The organism is Cryobacterium zhongshanensis (assembly GCF_022760445.1).
Taxonomy (GTDB): domain Bacteria; phylum Actinomycetota; class Actinomycetes; order Actinomycetales; family Microbacteriaceae; genus Cryobacterium; species Cryobacterium algoricola.
The window spans coordinates 724,740-743,136 of record NZ_JALGAR010000001.1 but is presented as its reverse complement, the minus strand read 5'-3'; the positions used below and the strand labels follow the sequence as shown (position 1 = coordinate 743,136).

Below are 18,397 nucleotides of genomic sequence, written 5' to 3'. Positions count from 1 at the left end.
TAGCATCGATTCCCTGTCCCCCCGCATTGAATCTACTGGTTAGCGGGCAGAACCGCCCACCGACGACGATTCGGCCGACCTCAATCGCTTGGTGTCGGACCTATCCCCTACGATTTGGACAATGCGTCAGGTCTCGCACTGCACTCCACAGGGGTGACAGCGTCGTCCTGTCGCAACCGCACCGCACGAAGGGGACCCCCGTGTGCCAGCTCGACGCCGATCCCGAACTCAGCGCTCTGCTGCGCGTCCTCGACCGCTCCGGTGCCACGCCGGTCATCCTGCATGCGCCGCACGGCGGTCGCAGCATCCTGACTGCCCACCGGGGCTCCTACGTCATCTCCCCGGCCGAGCTGGAGGCCGAGAAGGGCGCCATGACCGACCACTTCACGGACGTCCTGGTCGAGTCGGTCACCGGCGCCAGCGCGGTCATCAACGGGCTGTCCCGCTTTGTCGTCGACGTGGAGAGATTCCCCGACGACAGCGAGGAGCTGAACGCGGCTGGCATGGGTGTGCTCTACACGCACGGGTCCCGCCGGCAGTTGATTCGCCGCTTGGCCGCCGACGACCGGGAACCGCTGCTCGCCTACTTCGTCGAGTACTCGGCCCGTTTCACGGCGCTCGTCGACGCCACCCTGGCCGCCCACGGCCGGGCCGTGATCATTGACGTGCACTCCTACCCCGAGCACGAACTGCCCTACGAACTGCACGGCGGCGGGTTTCGCGCACCGCTCTGCGTCGGATCGGAACCGTTCCACGCATCCGCCGCCCTGCTCGACGCCGTGGCCGAGAGCTTCCCGGGCCTCGAGACACGGGCGAACACGCCCTTCGCCGGCGCCTACGTGCCACTCAAGCGCTACCAAACGGATGCACGGGTCAGCTCGGTCATGCTCGAAATCCGTCGAGACGTGTACCTGACCGAGGCCACGCTGGAGGTGAAGCCGGCGGGATTCGCCGCCGTGCAGGAGTCGCTGCAGGGCCTGGCGGACCGCATGCGTTTCTCGTTGGGTCGTGTCACGGCATTCCGCGATAGGTAGCATCCGTCGCCCCCTGCGATCTGGGGAGCACCAAGCCATAGGCAAGCGGAGGCCGCACAAGCCTTGCCGACTGGATTCAGGAGTGAAACCATTTTTGGACGGCTTCCGGAACAGCGCTAATGGCGAAAGGAGATTCCGAATGACGGATGTCAATCGATACACCTACCGGGTGACCTGGTCTGGTGACGACAACGAATACGTCGGCCTGGTCGCCGAATACCCGTCGCTCTCCTGGCTGGCGGCCGAGCGGGCGGATGCTCTCGTGGGCATTCGGAATCTTGTCGCGAATGTCGTCGCAGACCTGAAAGTGACCGGTGAGAACCTGCCGGGGCCGGCCGCACAGTCCGGTCCGGCCCAATCGGGAGAGCGATGAATGCCGCAATTAGCGGAGGCGATCTCGCCGCAGCCTGGATCGCCGCCACGGTGGAGTTCCGTGGGTCTGACCTTGCCATCCCCGAGCGATCTCCCGCGCGCGAGCTAAATCTCGAATGACTGAAGCTTTCACGATCAAGACCCCGGACTTTGCCGGCGGTTCTCCTGGTAGAAGGCATCGACATCCGTCACCGGAATTCGCCGTTTCCCAGAGCTGGACATGCGGGCACTGAGCTCCTCTAGATCGGGAGCCGGCGAGACAGTAAGCGACCTGCCCGATCCATCCAGGGACACCTCCAGCTGATCTCCCTGTTTTCAGCCCGAGAGTCGCACGGATAGGCGGCAGGCAGCGTGAAACGGCCATTCCTGCCGAGCGTCACAATCGCCTTCATGGCTCACATCTCATCCGTGATCACCCACTCTTACAAGAGGAAGTCGAGAACCGCTGTGCGGTCATCGAGCGGTGTCAGAGCCACCGCCTACAATCGGGGGCAGCGCTTCGACGTGATCCGGCGGCTGTCTGGGTCGACGTGACATGTCGCCGCACGAAGGGGAATCCGTGGACCAGATTGACTCTGAGACCGAGACTGAGGGCGCTGCCATTGCGGCCGTGACCGCAGGCTCCCCGGCTGCCGCAGCCGCGGCATCCGCCCGCATCGGGATCAGCTCGGTGCCGTTCCTCTCCTACGCGATGGCGCACTGCCGGGTGCCGGTCGTCGACGAGATCGTGATCGAGAACCTCGGCGGGGAGCAGCGCGCCGCGACCCTCGAGATCGAGGTCACGAGCGCCGCCGGGTCGCTCGGCGCCCCGCAGGTCACCATCGTCGACCTCGGCGCGGGGCAGAGCACCACCCTCCGCACCGTCGAGCTCGTGCTCGACCCGGCGCTCATGCTCGCCGTCGAGGAGCAGCGGCCGGGCTCGATCCGCGCCACCCTGCGCGACTCCGCCGGCACCCTCCTCGCCGAGACGAGGGCGGCGGTGCAGATCCTCGCGTCCAGCCAGTGGATCGCCACTCCCCTGCACCTCGGCCTCGAACTCCTCGCCGCGCACGTGCAGCCGAACGCCGCCGCCATCGCGCCGCTGCTCGTCGAGGCGAGCGACCTGCTCCAGCAGCGCACGGGCGACTCCTCCCTCAGCGGGTACCAGTCCGAGAGCCCCGAGCGGGTCGACGCCACGGTCGAGGCGATCTACGACGCGATGCGGGCCCGGGACATCCGCTACGCGGTCGGCCCCGCGAGCTGGGGCACGACCGGACAGAAGGTGCGCACGCCCGCCGAGGTGCTCGAGGGCCGGCTCGGCACCTGCCTCGACACCACCGTCACCCTCGCCGCCGCCCTCGAACAGGCCGGCCTCAACTCCACGCTCTGGCTGCTCGAGGGGCACATCTTCCTCGGCTATTGGCGGGTCGACTCGGCGCTCGGCGCCGTCGCCCACACGGATGTCGCCGACATCGTCAATCTCGTCGACCTCGGCTCGATCGGGCTCATTGAAACGACCGGTGCCACGGGCGGGTCGACCTCGATGCCGTTCGCCGAGGCGCGGCGGAGCCCGCACACGCAGTACCTCGCGGCGGGGCTGGAGAAGTTCCTGGGTGTGACCGACGTGCGCACCGCCCGGCAGTCGCGGATCTGGCCGCTGCCGAGTCGCTCGGTCGGGCCCGACGGTGCGGTCACCGTGACGGTGTACCAGGCGGGGGCCGGGCCGGTGATCGCTCCGTACTATGCGCGGGACGGGTCGGCCGTTGCTTCGACCGCTCCCGAGGCGACGCCGGTGCCGCCGCGGGTTACCCAGTGGAAGAACGCGCTGCTCGACCTGAGCCTGCGCAACAAGCTGATCAACTACACCGACCGCTCCGGCTACCCGCTGTTCGTGCCCGGGCCGGCCGTCGCCCGCCTCGAGGACGCCATCAACGCCGGCACCCCGATCACCCTCGTGCCCTCCGACGCGGTGCCGAACGTGGACCGAGCCCGGGGCATCCGCTTCGGGAAGGACCTGCCCGAGCAGACCCGCGAGCTGATGCTCGCCGACAAGAAGGGCGCGTTCGTGGACATCACGGAGGCGTCGTACACGAGCAAGCTGCGCTACCTCGCCAACAAGGCCCGCACCATCGTGGAGGAGACCGGCGCGAACAACCTCTACCTGACGTTCGGGATGCTGCACTGGCGGTTCAACGACCGGGAACTGCGGTCGCCGCTCGTGCTGATCCCGGTGAACATGACGAGCGCGAGCCGCGGCTCGTCGTACCGGCTGACGGTCGACGAGGCCGGGGCGTCCACGCCGAACTACTGCCTGCTCGAGAAGCTGCGGGCGAGCTTCGGGCTCGAGATCGCCGGGCTCGCGACCCCCGGGGAGGATGCCTCGGGCATCGACCTCGGCGCCGCGTTCACCGCGGTGCGCGAGGCGATCGCGGCGGCCGGGCTGCCGTTCCGGGTCGAGGAGACCGTGGAGCTGTCCATTCTGCAGTTCGCGAAGTTCCGACTCTGGAAGGACCTCGACGAAAACTGGGAGGCCCTGTCGCAGAACAGCCTCGTCGCACACCTGATCAACACGCCGCTGGATGCCTATGCCGACCCGGTCGCCGCGGCCGGCGCCGGCGGGGGTGGGGCGTGGAGCCTGGCCCAGCCGGCCGAGTCTCCGACGGCTCCCGCCTCGGGCGTTCCGTCCGTGGACCTCGACGCGCTCGGCGGCTCCGTGCCGGTGCCGGCGGACTCCTCCCAGCTCGAGGCCGTCGCCGAGGCCACGGCCGGGCGCACCTTCGTGCTCGAAGGCCCGCCCGGAACCGGCAAGTCCCAGACCATCACCAACCTGCTCGCCCGCGCCCTCGCCGACGGGAAGCGGGTGCTGTTCGTCGCCGAGAAGCGCGCCGCCCTCGACGTCGTGAAGAAGCGCCTCGAGAGCGTCGGACTCGGCGACTTCTCCCTCGACCTGCACGACACGGGCGCCCGCCCCGCGGCGGTGCGCGCCCAGATCAAGGCGGCCCTCGAGCTGCGCATCGACCCCGACCTGCCCGCCCTCGCCGCGAACCGGGAGGCCGCCGCCGCCAGCCGCGGCACCCTCGCCCGCTACGCCGACCGGCTGCACGAGGCCAACGCCGCCGGCCTCTCCCTCTACTCCGCCCGCACCCACGCCCTTGCGGCGGATGCCTCGGTCGAGCCGCTCGCCATCCCCGGCCCGCTCGTGGGCGGCTCCCCCGCGCCCGTGTTCGACGAGCTGCGGCACGTGCTCCGGCAGTTGCCGGAGGTGTCCGACCTGGCCCGACCGGGACTCGCGCACCCCTGGGGCTTCGTCGACGAACGGCTCGGGCGCGGCGCCGGTGCGGGATCGGCGTCGGCCGAGTCCGCCGCCGAGGCCGTGCGGGCGGCCCGAGCGGTCGGCACGGTGTCCGTTGGGGCGACCTACGCGGGTACGGCCTCCACCGGGACCTCCGACGCCGGTGCCGGTGCTGCCGGTATCGGTGCCGCCGGGTCGCTGGCCGCAGGCTCGTCGCCGTCGACCGCCATCGCAATCGCGCTGCGCACCGCCGCGATCCACGCGGCCGGGCGCTCCTTCGACGACGCCCTCATGGCCGCGCAGGCCGCCGGCTTCGACCTCGACACCCTGAACCGGATGCCCTCGGCCGCCCTCGCCGGGGAATGGCGCGACCTCGCCGCCGCGCCCCGGCACCCCGTCAGCGCGGTCGACACCCTGCACACCGCCGAGTGGCGCGCGTTCATCGCCGGCCTCGAGAAGCACCTCGCGGCGCTGCGGGCGTCGCGTCCGGACTGGCTGACCCGGGTCGCGCCGACCGTGCTCGACCGCGATGTGCCCGGGATCCACGCTGCGGCCCTCGACGCAGACGCCGCCGGGTTCTTCGGCCGCAAGAAGAAGCGCCGCGCGGTGCTCGCGCAGATCGCCGACGCACTCACCGGCGACGCGGCATCCGTGCCAGAGAAGGCCGTGCCGCTCAAGACGCTCTCCACCCTGACCGCGGCCCTCGCCGCCGCGCACGCCGAGGCGCAGGGGCTGCGCGACGCCGCGCTCACCCTGCCGGTGCCGCTCGTCGACGCGCGGTGGAACCCGTTCGTCGCGGCCGACGCCGAGGATCTCGCCACCGGTCTGGCCTGGCTCGGCTGGCTGGGCGACGCGCTCAACCGGCCCGCGGCCGCCGCCGCCGCGGACACCCCCACGCACACCGCCGACCTGCGCGCGTACTACGCGTCCACCCCGCTCGGCGCCGGGCAGGAGCCGCTCACCGCCCTCGCCGGGGCCTGGCAGACCCTCGACACCGCCGCCGACGTGCAGCCCGCCGACCGCGCCCGCTGGGCCGGCGAGCTCGGCTTCGTGTCCCGCTGGTGGGCGACCCGGGGCGTGCGCTCGGTCGACTCCGCCCAGCCGGTCGTGCTCGAGCGCTGGCTCGCCCTCGTGCGGCACCTCGAGCCGCTGCGCCGGCACGGACTCACCGACGCCCGCGCCGCGCTGCTGGCCGGCAGCATCCCGGCCGAGGATGCCGCGCTCGCCTTCGACAAGGGCCTCGCCCTCGCCTCGATCACCGAGCGCGAGGACGCCACCGCCCTCGGCGACTTCAACCTCGTGGCGCACAGCAAGACCATCACCCGGTTCACGGCGAGCACGCGCGCGGTGCGCGGCGAACTCCCCCGGGCCATCCCAGCCGAGGTGCTCGGGCTCCGCCGCTTCGACACGAACCTCGCCTCCGGGCAGGTCGGCGGCCTGCGCCGCCAGCTCGACCGGCAGCGCGGCGGCATGAGCGTGCGCGCCCTGCTCGAGAACTACGGCGAGCTGATCACCCAGGTGATGCCGTGCACCCTGATGAGCCCGGAATCCGTGGCCCGGTTCTTCCCGGCATCCGCGGCCCTGTTCGACATCGTCGTGTTCGACGAGGCCTCGCAGATCCGGGTGGCGGATGCGATCGGGGCGATGGGCCGGGCGGCGTCGGTGGTCGTGGTGGGCGACAGCAAGCAGATGCCGCCGACGAGCTTCGCCGAGGCGAGCGCGAACATCGACGAGGAGGACGCCGGCCTCGACGGCCTCGGTGCCGACGGCGTGCTCGGCACGGTCGCGGACGAGGAGTCGATCCTCACCGAGTGTGTGCAGGCGCGGGTGCCGAGCAAGTGGCTCTCGTGGCACTACCGCAGCCAGGACGAGTCGCTCATCGCGTTCAGCAACCACTACTACTACGAGAGCCGGCTCGCGTCGTTCCCGGCGCCCGCTGCCAGCGTTCTCAGCGACCACGGCGTCTCGCTCGTGCGGGTGGACGGCCAGTTCGAGCGCTCCGGGCGCGGCAAGGCGCTCCGCACCAACCCCGTCGAGGCGCGTGCGATCGTCGACGACATCGAGCGCCGCTTCACGGCCTCGCCCGGGGTGTCCCCGTCGGTCGGGGTGATCACGTTCAATGCCCAGCAGCGGGACCTGATCGAGAACCTGCTTCGCGACAGCGACGACGAGCGCATCGCCCTCGCCCTGGACGAGGTCGACGGCCTCTTCGTCAAGAACCTCGAGAATGTGCAGGGCGACGAGCGCGACAGCATCCTCTTCTCGATCGCGTTCAGCGCCAACGAGAAGGGCGTCGTGCCGCTGAACTTCGGGCCGCTCTCCCGGGCCGGCGGCGAGCGCCGCCTGAACGTGGCGATCACCCGCGCCCGGCGGCAGGTGGTGCTCTACGCGAGCTTCGACCCGGCGGTGCTGCGCGCGCAAGACACCAGCTCGATCGGCATCAAGCACCTCAAGGCCTACCTCGAGATGGCCGCGGCGGGCGCCGAGGCCCTGAGCACGGATGTCCGCCGCCAGTCCACCGTGGACCGGCACCGCGACGACATCGCGGCCGCGCTCCGCGCCGCGGGGCACGTCGTGCAGACCGACGTCGGCCTCTCCGACTTCCGGGTGGACCTGAGCCTGGCCTCGGCCGATGACCCCTCACGGCCGCTCGTCGCGGTGCTGCTCGACGGGCCGAACTGGCGCGCCCGGCGCACGGTCTCCGACCGCGACGGCCTGCCCGTGGACGTACTCCAGGGCATCATGCGCTGGCCCGGCGTCGAACGGGTCTGGATGCCCGAGTGGCTGCACCACCGCGACGAGACCATCGCCCGGCTCGCCGCCGCAGTCGAGGCCGCCGCTGCCGCTTCTGGTGAGATCGCCCTCCCGACGGTCGTCACGCCCGTACCAGCCAGCATCGAGACGCGACAGACTGCACCCGAGGCACTCGTCGCATCCCGGACGGTTTCCGCCCCGATCGCGGCACTGGCCAACACCAGTGCGACCACGACCTCGCTCGTGCAGGACTACGCCGAGTGGTCTCCCGGGCTGCTCGGGTCGGTCACGGTGCTCGACGCCCTGCCGCGGACCGCGGCCACGGCGAAGGTGCAGTCCGCGATTCGTGCGGCGGTCGCGGCCGAGGGCCCGATCCACAGCGCCCGGCTGATCAAGCTCGTGGCGGCGGCATTCGGTCTCGACCGGGTGAACCAGGCGCGGGCGGCATCCCTCGTGCGGTGCGTGCCCGCGGACCTGCCGCTCGGCACCGACGAGCCGTTCTACTGGCCGGAGTCGATCGACCCGTCCGGCTGGCACGGCGCCCGGCGCACCCCGCCCGGGGTCACCCGATCCCTCGAACACGTTCCGCTCGTGGAGATCGCCAATGCGATGCGGCTCGCGGCCGAGGCCGCGGCCGGCATCGACGACGCCGAGCTCAAGCGTGAGGCCCTCGCCTTCTTCGGCGGGCGCAGCACCCGCGGAACCGTCGGCGTCCGCCTCGACGCGGCCCTCGCCCTGGCCCTGGAGACCGCCCGCCTCACCCGCACCCCCGCCGGCCTCCTCCTCCCCGGTCCCCGGTAACTGGCCGTGATCGGCGAGCCCGCCAAACTGTCCTGTTGTTGTGTACGCCTATGCGGCGTACATTCTGGGCATGACCGAATCCACGGCAAAGAGCGCACGACTGGCCATGCGGATGTCCCCGCGCGAGAAGACAACGATCGAACGCGCCGCCGCCGCCGTCGGCAGCACTGTCACCGAGTTCTCGGTCGACGCCCTCACCGCGCGCGCGGAGGAGGTCCTCTCCGATCGACGGGTGTTCGCCGTCTCGCCGGCCGCGTGGGACGAATTCCAGGAACGCCTCGATGCACCCGCCCGGCCAGTGGCCGAGCTGGTGGCGCTTCTGAGGCGACCGTCCGTCTTCGACGAATGACCCGGTACCGGCCTCCGGTTCCGCTGACGCCCGAGCACGTGCGAGAGAGTTTCGCCAGCGGCAACACGGTCTTGGATGACTGGCTCCGCACGCGGGCGCTCAAAAACGAGCTCTCCGGCGCCTCGCGCACGTTCGTGACCTGCCCAACCACCAACAGCACGGTGGTGGGCTACTACACGCTTGCCGCGTCCTCGGTCGCCGTCGATCAGGCACCAGGCCGCGTGCGGAGGAACATGCCCGACCCGATCCCCGTCATCCTGCTCGGCCGCCTGGCGGTCGACTCGGGTCACCACGGCGTCGGCCTCGATGCTTCACTGCTCAGGGACGCGGTCATGCGAGCGGCCGGAGCCGCGGCATCCGTGGGGGCGCGGGCGCTGCTGGTGCACGCCATCGACGACACCGCAACGAGTCGGTACCGGCACTTCGGGTTCGTGACGTCGCCGCTCGACGACCGGACCCTGTTCCTGGCTCTCGGCGACATTCGCGCGAGCGCCGAGCGGGCCATCACCTAACGGCGGCTACTGCGGGGCCATCGCGACGCGGTCGCGGCCGGCGCTCTTCGCCTGGTACAGGGCCGAGTCGGCGCGGGCGAGCCAGTGCGCGGTGCGTTCGCCGGCGTTCCGCACTGCCAGGCCGATGCTCACCGTGCAGACCAGCCCGGGGCCGATCTCGTCCCAGGTGAAGGAGCGCACGGCCTCGAGCAGGCGCTCGCAGGCCTTGGTCGCGGCCCCCGGGGTCGCATCGCCGAAGACCAGGAGGAATTCCTCGCCGCCGAGCCGCACCGCGAGGTCGCTGTCCCGGATGGCCGCGGTCAGGATCGTGCCCATCTCGGCCAGCACCCGGTCGCCGGTGGCGTGGCCGTGGGCGTCGTTGACCCGTTTGAAGTGGTCGAGGTCGACCATCGCCGCGCAGAGCGGCTGCGCTCGGTCCTTCGCCCGGCGCATCAGTGCCGGCAGTTGCCGCTCGAGTGCACGCCGGTTCGGCAGCATCGTGAGCGGGTCGGTGTGCGCCTGGTGGTCCAGCTTTTCCGCACGGATGCGCAGCACCTGCGCCTCGAGCTGCGACCGCTCGGTCTCGTGGCGGGCGTGTTCGATCTCGAGAGTGTTGATCAGCATCCGGGATTGCAGACCGGCCGTCTGCGTCGTGAGGCGCAGGGTCAACGCGTGTAGCGCCTCGGAATGGCCGAGCGCGAGCTCAAACCGGCCGCTCTCCTTGCACATCTGCACGAGGGCCCGATGCAACCGGGTGAGCCGCGCAGGGTCGTCCTCGACGAAGGGCGACCCCAGCTGGGCGACCATCATGGCGGTCGCCTCGTCGATGCGTCCCTCCGACCGCACGATCTCGGCGAGCTGCACCTCGTTGTCGAGCCTGAGGTTGCGGTACCCGTTGGCCGTCGCGAGGCTCCTGGACAGCTCGACCTGCTCGCGCGCCTCGTCGTACCGGCCCAGCTCGATCAGGATATTGGCGAGATTGGTGCGCGCGATCGTCTCCCAGAAGGTGTGCCCCTGGCCGTTGGCGAGTGCTGCGGCCTGCTGCACGTTGTCTAGCGCCTCGGCCAGCGCCTCCGCCGGGTCGAGGCCCAGGACCCTCTGGGCCACGGCGAACTCCAGGCAGGTGTCACCGAGGTTGTTGAGGCCGGCGAATCGGGCCTCGGCGTCGTCGAGCTCGTTCGAGAGGGCAAGCGCCTGCCGGCCCAGCTCGAGGGCACGCGGCGAGTCGCCCGTGCCCACGTGCACCATCGAGGATCGGCTGAGCGCCCAGAATTCGGCCAGCCGGCTGCCGCTGGCCCGAGCGGCCGCGAGCGCGCCGAGCACGTGCCGCAGCGCGGGCTCGTGCAGGCCCGTCTCGTGGAAAGCCAGCGCCAGGGTGCAGTGCAGCTGCGACTGCCGCAGCAGCTCACCCGTGTCGACCAGGTATTCGAGCGCGAGCAGCCCGTGACGAACGGATGCCTCCACATCGCCGAGCCGCAACCGGTGCAGTGACAGGAGTTCGCGGGCCTGCGCCTCGTCACCGGGGGCGATCCCGAAGGTCGCGAGCACCTGCTCGGCCTGGGCGGCCCCGTCGAGGTGCCGGCCGTCGGCGCGCGAGCGTTCGCACGCGGCGAGCAGTGCCGCCGTCGAATACGAAGCGGGCTCCGGGACCGTGGCACCGGGCGCTGCCGGATCTCCACGCACGTCTGGTGCTGCCGCCTTCGAGTCCACCTTCAGCCCCCCGACTGTCTGTCGCTCATTCGAACCTAACACCGCACCGGGCCGAATTCAGCCGGAAAACAGCCCCCGAAAGGGCGGACCTGTGACCCTCCCCTGACCATCCCTGCAGGCGGATGCCCAGCGCGGCCCCGTAAGATCGGCGGATGACCGCAGCAACAGCATCCGTGCCCACCGACCCGCGCATCACCCTGTTCGGCGCGGAGTGGTGCAGCGACTGCCGCCGCTCGAAGAAGGTGCTCGACGGCCTGGACATCGACTACGACTACGTCGACCTCGAGACCGTGGCGGACGGCGCGGACCGCGCCCACGCGATCAGCGGACGCACCCGGATCCCCGTGATCGTGTTCCCCGACGCGAGCCACCTCGTCGAGCCGAGCGACGCCGACCTGCGCACCAAACTCGCGCAGTTCTCCGTGGAGGCCTGAGCCGTGCGCAGCCTCAAGGACTGGACCTTCCAGATGTGCGGGATCGCCGGTTTCGTCTGCTGTGCGATCGCGCTCGGCACTCTCTACTTCAACGCGGTGAACCACAACGCCTTCGTGGGCGTTGCGGTTCCGGTGGCGATCGTCGCCCTCGCCGCCGGCGGCATCGCGACCGCCAGGGCCCGCTGGCTCTGGACCAGCGGACGCGGCAACCCGCGCCGCTAACGCACGGCCCCACCCGGCCCGGCACCACCCGCTCCCGCGTCACCCGCACGGGGCCGTTTCCCCGACGGCGCAGCCGCGCTACGATGCCACGGAAACGGGGAGGCATCATGGGTGACACTGGCCAGGACAAGCGCATCGAGCGCTTCGGCAGCGACGAGGACATTGCGAACGCCGAGGCGGCGAAGCGGCAGGACGCGAAGGATGCCCGGGTGCGGCTGCTCCGCAGCAAGGCGGCGGTCTCCCGGTCGGAGGCCGATGCGATCGAGGCCATGCACCTCGACCCGGACACCCTCGAGGACCTCCTCGAGAACGCCAGCCCGCTCGAGGCGCGCCGGCTGGAGAAGTCCGAGCACGCGATCAGCCAGCGGGTCGCCAAGGCGAGGGCCGCGGCCGAGGCCGCCGAGTACGAATACGAGCAGGCCGTGCTCGAGCAGTACGACGACAGCAAGGGCTGACGCCGCACCGCCTGAGCCAGCGCACCGCCTGAGCCAGCCGTCACACGGTGTCGAGTGTGCCCTCGGCCTCGGCGACGATGCCCGCCGTCTTCAGGAAGCTGTCCGGGTTGAGCGAGATCGAGTCGATGCCCTCGCGCACCAGGAACGCCGCGAAGTCCGGGTAGTTGCTCGGCGCCTGCCCGCAGATTCCGATCTTGATTCCGGCGGCGTGTGCCTTGCGAATGGCCTCGCTGATCATCCGCTTCACCGCGTCGTCGCGCTCGTCAAAGAGGCCGGCGAGGTCGCCGGCGTCCCTGTCGACGCCGAGCACGAGCTGGGTGAGGTCGTTCGAGCCGATCGAGAAGCCGTCGAACCGGGTGGCGAACTCCTCGGCGAGGATCACGTTCGCGGGGATCTCGCACATCATGTACACCTGCAGGCCGTTCTCGCCGCGGGTCAGCCCGTTCGCGGCCATCACGGCGAGCACCTTGTCCGCCTCGGCCACGGTGCGGCAGAACGGCACCATCACGATCACGTTGGCGAAGCCGATCTCCTCGCGCACCCGCTTGATCGCCCGGCACTCGAGCGCGAACCCCTCCCGGTAGCGGTCGTCATAGTAGCGGGAGGCGCCGCGGAAGCCGATCATCGGGTTCTCCTCGGTGTGCTCGAAGGCGCTGCCGCCGAGCAGGTGCGCGTACTCGTTGGTTTTGAAGTCGCTCATCCGCACGATCACCGGGTCGGGGTAGTACGGCGCGGTGAGCTTCGCGATGCCGAGCGCGAGCGTCTGCACGAAGTACTCCTTCGGGTCGGCGAAGCCGCGGGTGCGTTCGTGGATGCGCCGGAGCGCGGCCCGGTCGGTGACCCGCTCCGGGTGCACGAGCGCCATCGGGTGGATGGTGATCAGGTTGTTGATGATGAACTCCATCCGGGCCAGGCCGACGCCCGCGGCCGGCAGCCGCCACCACTCGAACGCGGCGGCAGGGCTCGCGATGTTCACCATCAGCTTGGTGCGGGTCGACGGCACCGTGCCGAGGTCCACCTCCTCGGTCTCGAAGGCGAGGGTTCCGGCGTAGACGAAGCCCTCGTCGCCCTCCGCGCAGGAGAGCGTGATCGCGGCGCCGTTCTCGATCAGGTCGGTTCCGGTGCCGGTGCCGACGACCGCGGGCACGCCGAGTTCCCGGCTGACGATCGCGGCGTGGCTGGTCGGGCCGCCGTGGTCGGTCACGATCCCGGAGGCCCGGGTCATGATCGGCACCCAGTCGGGGTCGGTCATCTCGGTGACGAGGATCGCGCCGTCGATGAAGTTGTCGATGTCGGCGGGGTCGCGGATGACGCACGCGGTCCCGGTCGCGATGCTGTCGCCGATCGCGACGCCGGAGACGATCAACGGCCCGCTCTCGAGCAGCCGGCTCACGGTGAAGACGGTGCCGCTCGCCTGCGACTGCACCGTCTCCGGCCGCGCCTGCACCATGTACAGCTCGTGCGTGACACCGTCCCTGGCCCACTCCATGTCCATCGGCCGGCCGTAGTGGTCTTCCACGATCACCGCCCAGCGGGCGAGCTGCACGATCTCGAGGTCGCTCAGCACGAACGAGTTCCGTTCCCGCAGCGGGGTGTCGATCACCCGGGTGCGGGCGCTGCCGCCCGCGGCGTAGACCATCTTGGTCGCCTTGGCGCCGAGGGTCTTCTCGATGATCGGGGTCAGTCCGGGGTCGGAGAGCAGCGACTTGAACACGAGATACTTGTCCGGGTCGACGGCGCCCTGCACCACGGTCTCGCCGAGCCCCCAGGCCGCGCTGATCACGGCGGCGCCCGGGAAGCCGGTGTCGGTGTCGATCGAGAACATCACCCCGGACCCGCCCAGGTCGGAGCGGATCATCCGCTGCACCCCGATCGAGAGGGCCACGTCGAGGTGGTCGAAGCCCTTCACCTCGCGGTAGCTGATCGCCCGGTCGGTGAAGAGGCTCGCATAACAGCGGCGGCAGGCGGCGAGCAGGTCCCGCTCCCCCGTCACGTTCAGGAAGGTCTCCTGCTGCCCGGCGAAGCTCGCGTCCGGCAGGTCCTCCGCGGTCGCGCTGCTCCGCACGGCGACGGCGAGGTTCGGCTGGCCGGAGCGCTCCGACAGCTGCCGGTACGCCGAGCGGATGCCGGCGGCCGTGTCCTCGGGGAACTCCCCGTTCAGGAACAGATCGCGCAGGGCCTCGCCCGTCACCCGCAGCGTCGCCTCCCCGGCGTGGTAGCGGTCGAGGGCGGTCCGCAGGGCGGATTCGATGCCGTTCTCCGTGATGAACGCGCGGTAGGCATCCGCTGTCGTGGCGAAACCGTCGGGCACCCGCACGCCCTGGCCGGCGAGGGAGCCGACCATCTCACCGAGGGAGGCGTTCTTCCCGCCGACCTGGGGGATGTCGGCGAGGCCGATCTCTTCGAACCAGACCACATGACGCTCTGACATGATGACTCCCACCGCTCCTGTAGGAAGCCGCGACCCGGCGTCCCGTGGCGCCGACGGCATCCGTTCTTCGCAACCTACTGCTGCGCACGGGCCGCGGCTAGTGCCCGCGACCGGGGAGGCACCCGGCGCCGGGTGTTCCCCGGAAGTTCATCCGGGAGGCGTCCCCCGGGCGAGGGCCGATGGATTTTGGCCCTAGTCTGGGGGTTAGACAGATTCGATCGTTGGATTCCAGCTGCTGAGGGCACCTGTTCCAGGTGCGGTACCCGTCTGCCCCGGCGGCTGGAGAGGTGCATTCCCGGCACACTTCCGCCAGCGAGCGTAACCCGGATGGAGCTCCGGGGACCGCCGCTCGCGACGGCCCTGCCCCGGCTCCGTACTCGCGGACCCGGGTTGACGGGAACAAAGGGAATCACCATGACCGCATTCGTCCAGACAACCACCGAAACCAGCACCAGCACCCCGGCCAGGAAGTGGCTGCCCGTCCTCCTCGTCGCGATCGCCCTCGCGGCGGTCGGCACGGTCGGCGCCACGACCGCCGGAGCCAGCTCCGCCTCGGCCGCCGTACCGGTCGGCTCCGTGCGCGCGCCCGTCGCGCTCGGCCTCGCCGGCACCTTCGCGATCCTCTCCAAGACGGGCGTGACGGATGTCTACGCCTCGGCCATCACCGGAAACGTCGGGGCGAGTCCCATCACCGGTGCCGCCATCCACCTGAGCTGCCCGGAGGTGACCGGCCTGGTCTACTCCGTGGACGCAGCAGGTCCCGCGTGCGAGATCACCGCCCCGAGCATGCTCACGACCGCCATCGGCGACATGGGCACCGCGTACACCGATGCCGCCGGGCGCACCCTGCCCGACGCGATCGACCTGGGCGCCGGCGAGATCGGCGGCCTCACCCTGGCTCCCGGGCTCTACAAGTGGAACACCGGCGTGACGATCACGAGCGACGTCACCCTCAACGGCGGCCCGTCCGACGTGTTCATCTTCCAGATCTCGGGCAACATCACCCAGGCCTCCGCCACCCGGGTCACCCTCACCGGCGGGGCGCTCGCGAAGAACGTGTTCTGGCAGGCCGCCGGCTCCGTCGCGGTCGGCACCACCGCGCACTTCGAGGGCACCGTCCTCGGCAAGTCCCTCGTCGCCCTGAAGACCGGCGCGACGGTCGACGGGCGCCTGCTGTCGCAGACCGCGGTCACCCTGCAGAAGAACACGGTCACCGAGCCCGCCCTGTAGGCGGACGCCGCGGCATCCGCTCACCGGGTGCGCACACAGGAAAGGCCCGGAGCGGCGATCTCGCCGTTCCGGGCCTTTCCATGCGCCGGCGTGCATCGCCGGCGTTTGTTAATCCAGTTGTTACATGCGCTTGAAGATCGCCACCGGGATCGCCTGGTGCACGATCTGGGTGACCGTCGCGCCGCCGCCGGCCGTGGCCTCACCGGCGATCGTCATCGCGAAGTCGAGGGTCAGGCCGTAGGTGTCCGGCGTCAGGATACCGATGGGGTTCGACTCGAGCTGGAAGCCGCCCTTGGGCGAGGTGACGAGCAGCCCGCCGGGACCGGTGAGCGCCTCGGGGTCGAGGGTCGCGGCGATCGGGTTCACGTTGAGCACGAACGGCGTGGTGCTCGCACCGCTCGCCGTGGTCGTCGTCGCGGTGACCGTGATGTTGGACATGTAGACGTGGCGCTTGGTGCCGAACGGAGCCTCCGGTGCCTGCGCACGGTCGAAGACGCTGATCACGAACGAGAAACGCTTGTCGCTGTCCGTGTACCACTCGTGGGTCTTCTGCTCCGTCCACATGTCGAGCTGGAGTTCCAGCTGGGGCGCGAGCTGGATCGTCGGGTGGATCGAGCCCATGTCGGTGAACACGGAGTCGAAGACGAGCGGCGCCGCGGTGGCCGTGGGTGCGGCCGTCGCCGAGACCTGGCTGGCCTGATCGATCGGCGCGAAGCCGACGAGGGCAGCAACGCTCGTGCATGAGGTGAGGGTAAGGGACAGAACGGCGACGCCGGTGACGGCAGCAATTCGGGTAAGCCAGCGGGACATGGTGGAACTTTCGGGTCGGGTAGCCGTCTGCATTAATATGCTGAACACATAGTGGCATACCCGGGACACCCGTGTCCCCTTTTTAGGGGACCGATTCCCGGATGTTATCCGGTTGTGTCCCCCGGGAGCCCACCCGTTCAGGGGACCGAAGCCCACTCCGATGCCACTAATCTGGGTCTATGGCCGACGCCCCCCCGCTCCCCGATCCGTTGCCGCTGGAGTTCCAGCGTCCGCCGCGGTGGCCCACGCCGACCCTTGACTGGGTCGCAGGGAACCAGGGCTGGGAGCCGCCCTCCGGATGGACGCCGGTGCCGGGGTGCTCCCCCGCGCCTCCCGGCTGGGTGTTCTGGACCCGCTCGGAGGAGGGCTGGGCGCGCTTCGCGGAGGAGAACCTCGCCCCGGCGAAGCGGTCCCTCTGGATCGGCGTCGGAGTCTTCGTCGCCGGCCTGCTTCTGACCGTCCTCGGCCTGGCAGCCACCCACAATGCCCTCTTCCTCGTCTTCGTCGCGGCGATCGTCGCGGGTCCGATCCTGACCATCCGCGCGGGCTCGCGGCTCAAGGAGATCGACGACGGCCTGCTGGACCGGGTGCGCGCCCTCGCGCCCCAGTACAAGCACACCCTGCAGCGCCTCGCCTACAACAAGTACCTCCGCTCGTTCGGCCCGCTGTCATGACCCCGGAGATCGCCGCCGGAATCCTGAACGTTCCGGCCGGCGCGAGCCGCAGCGAGATCGACAAGCAGTTCCGCAAGCAGGCGCGCGCGCACCACCCCGACCTCCTCGCCGGGGCCTCCGCGGAGACCCTCGCGGCCGCGACCACCGAATTCGTGCGGATGTCCGCCGCGCGCGACGTGCTCTACGGCGAACTCGACCGGGTGGCCGCGCTCATCCAGAAGACGGATGCCCCGAGGCCGCCACGCGCACCCGCTGCGGCCCGGCAGGCGCCGGCCCAGAACCCCGCTCCCACGAGCACCGCGGCACCGTCCGGCCAGACCGGTCCCCCGGCCGGCCGTGCCGGGTCGACCGGGTCCGCCGGGCCCGCGGGCTTCGCCGGGTCCACCGCGCCGGGCACTCCCGGCGCGAGCCCCGCTGCCGCTGCCGACCCGCGCGGCGCCGAGGCACGCGAGCCGCAGCAACAGCGGCCGGCCGAGAACCCGCAGGCCCAGTTCGGTCCCCGTGCCGGCTGGACCACCCGGGGACCCGATGACCCGTACATCCGCCGCGGACCCGTGCCGCCGCCGCCCTCCCCGGTCCGGCGGACCCCGATGGATCCGCGCGACAGCAGGATTCCCCGCCAGGCCCCGGGCACATCGTCGAACCCGCTCGATCCGTCGAGCTTCCAGTACCCGCCGGTGCAGCAGCATCCGCAGGCCCCGGACCCGCAGAACCCGGCCGCACGCCCGAACCCGCAGTACGGGGCTCCGCTGCCGTTGCCGATCGACCGGCGCCGGGCCTTCGTCGACCGCCGCGACCCGGACCGGGCCGGCTTGCCGTACCCGAACGACCGACGCCGGGCGCCGGCGGACCGACGGGACCCGCGGAACGCCGACAACTTCCCGGAGAACCGCCGCAGCCCGCACCCCGACGCCTTCTACCGAGCCGACCCGCAGCAGGAACTGGGCGCCCCCGGCAGCGAGGTTCCCCCGGCCCGGCCGCGGCACAGCACCGGGCCGCAGGCCCCCTCCCCGTCACAGCAGCCCGACCAGCAGTCGTCACAGCAGGGACCTCCGGTTCAGCCGGACCAGCGGCAGCGGCCGCCGGCCCACGAGGAGCGCCGGAAGCGGCCGGCCTCGTTCGTCCCTCCTGGCTTCGTGCCGGTCAGCTCCGCCCCGACGGGGTCGATGCCCGCGACGACGCCCGGCGTCCCGGCGGCACCGACCGTTGGCGCCGCCGGGCTCCCGGGCGCCGACCCGCAGGCCAGTCCGATGTCCTTCGCCGACTTCGTGCTCGCCCGGGACGCGCAGGCCTGGATCCCCTACGTGGAGAACGCGCTCCCGCCGACTCCCCCGCGCCGCGCCGGCTGACCCGGCCCGG

The 18,397-nt window shown here is 71.0% G+C and carries 14 protein-coding genes; 11 read left to right on the top strand and 3 right to left on the bottom strand.

Translation table 11 applies throughout. From position 1 onward, the window contains the following. Nucleotides 1-200: 200 nt before the first annotated feature. The 5 genes from MQH31_RS03495 to MQH31_RS03460 all read left to right on the top strand — a co-directional run bounded on the left by MQH31_RS03495 (nucleotide 201) and on the right by MQH31_RS03460 (nucleotide 9,093). Nucleotides 201-1,034 (top strand): N-formylglutamate amidohydrolase, encoded by an 834-nt coding sequence (locus MQH31_RS03495; protein WP_243010922.1) that lies wholly within the window; start codon nucleotides 201-203, stop codon nucleotides 1,032-1,034. A 139-nt stretch (nucleotides 1,035-1,173) separates the two neighbouring features. Beyond that, nucleotides 1,174-1,407 carry an antitoxin HicB gene (locus tag MQH31_RS03490; protein WP_243010921.1) on the top strand — a complete coding sequence of 78 codons (234 nt, stop codon included), beginning with the start codon at nucleotides 1,174-1,176 and terminating at the stop codon, nucleotides 1,405-1,407. A 558-nt stretch (nucleotides 1,408-1,965) separates the two neighbouring features. Further along, nucleotides 1,966-8,232 carry an anti-phage protein ProA gene (proA, locus tag MQH31_RS20555; protein WP_308196407.1) on the top strand — a complete coding sequence of 2,089 codons (6,267 nt, stop codon included), beginning with the start codon at nucleotides 1,966-1,968 and terminating at the stop codon, nucleotides 8,230-8,232. Nucleotides 8,233-8,302: 70 nt separating this feature from the next. Further along, nucleotides 8,303-8,581, top strand: a complete 279-nt coding sequence (locus tag MQH31_RS03465) for a type II toxin-antitoxin system TacA family antitoxin (RefSeq protein WP_166792684.1) — start codon at nucleotides 8,303-8,305, stop codon at nucleotides 8,579-8,581. Next, nucleotides 8,578-9,093 (top strand): GNAT family N-acetyltransferase, encoded by a 516-nt coding sequence (locus tag MQH31_RS03460; protein ID WP_243010920.1) that lies wholly within the window; start codon nucleotides 8,578-8,580, stop codon nucleotides 9,091-9,093. Before MQH31_RS03465 ends, MQH31_RS03460 begins: the two co-directional genes overlap by 4 nt. 6 nt (nucleotides 9,094-9,099) lie before the next feature. Here MQH31_RS03460 and MQH31_RS20825 read toward each other — a convergent pair whose 3' ends face one another. Then, a complete protein-coding gene (locus MQH31_RS20825) occupies nucleotides 9,100-10,782 on the bottom strand; it encodes a tetratricopeptide repeat-containing diguanylate cyclase (protein WP_243010919.1) in 1,683 nt (560 codons plus the stop codon). A gap of 152 nt (nucleotides 10,783-10,934) precedes the next feature. On the opposite strand from MQH31_RS20825, the gene MQH31_RS03450 reads away from it, so the two are divergent. The 3 genes from MQH31_RS03450 (at nucleotide 10,935) to MQH31_RS03440 (ending at nucleotide 11,893) form a co-directional block, all read left to right on the top strand. Next, a complete protein-coding gene (locus MQH31_RS03450) occupies nucleotides 10,935-11,216 on the top strand; it encodes a glutaredoxin family protein (RefSeq protein WP_243010918.1) in 282 nt (93 codons plus the stop codon). 3 nt (nucleotides 11,217-11,219) lie between these two features. Then, complete coding sequence (locus MQH31_RS03445; protein ID WP_134535745.1) at nucleotides 11,220-11,438, top strand: hypothetical protein; 219 nt, start codon at nucleotides 11,220-11,222, stop codon at nucleotides 11,436-11,438. Between the two features lie 107 nt (nucleotides 11,439-11,545). Then, on the top strand, nucleotides 11,546-11,893 hold the full coding sequence (locus tag MQH31_RS03440) for a hypothetical protein (RefSeq protein WP_243010917.1): 348 nt from the start codon (nucleotides 11,546-11,548) through the stop codon (nucleotides 11,891-11,893). Nucleotides 11,894-11,933: 40 nt separating this feature from the next. On the opposite strand, the gene ppsA is transcribed toward MQH31_RS03440, so the two are convergent. Next, nucleotides 11,934-14,324, bottom strand: a complete 2,391-nt coding sequence (gene ppsA / locus MQH31_RS03435; protein ID WP_243010916.1) for a phosphoenolpyruvate synthase — start codon at nucleotides 14,322-14,324, stop codon at nucleotides 11,934-11,936. A 414-nt stretch (nucleotides 14,325-14,738) separates the two neighbouring features. Here ppsA and MQH31_RS03430 point away from each other — a divergent pair, with 414 nt between their 5' ends. Further along, a complete protein-coding gene (locus tag MQH31_RS03430; protein ID WP_243010915.1) occupies nucleotides 14,739-15,554 on the top strand; it encodes an ice-binding family protein in 816 nt (271 codons plus the stop codon). Nucleotides 15,555-15,674: 120 nt separating this feature from the next. Here MQH31_RS03430 and MQH31_RS03425 read toward each other — a convergent pair whose 3' ends face one another. After that, the gene (locus MQH31_RS03425; RefSeq protein ID WP_243010914.1) at nucleotides 15,675-16,364 is read right to left on the bottom strand and encodes a hypothetical protein; all 690 of its coding nucleotides are present in this window, start codon (nucleotides 16,362-16,364) and stop codon (nucleotides 15,675-15,677) included. A 179-nt stretch (nucleotides 16,365-16,543) separates the two neighbouring features. Here MQH31_RS03425 and MQH31_RS03420 point away from each other — a divergent pair, with 179 nt between their 5' ends. Then, the gene (locus tag MQH31_RS03420) at nucleotides 16,544-17,038 is read left to right on the top strand and encodes a hypothetical protein (protein ID WP_166792685.1); all 495 of its coding nucleotides are present in this window, start codon (nucleotides 16,544-16,546) and stop codon (nucleotides 17,036-17,038) included. Continuing rightward, nucleotides 17,035-18,387, top strand: coding sequence for a J domain-containing protein (locus MQH31_RS03415; RefSeq protein ID WP_243010913.1), 1,353 nt, complete (start codon nucleotides 17,035-17,037; stop codon nucleotides 18,385-18,387). The genes MQH31_RS03420 and MQH31_RS03415 overlap by 4 nt, the downstream gene beginning before the upstream one ends. Nucleotides 18,388-18,397 lie beyond the last annotated feature (10 nt).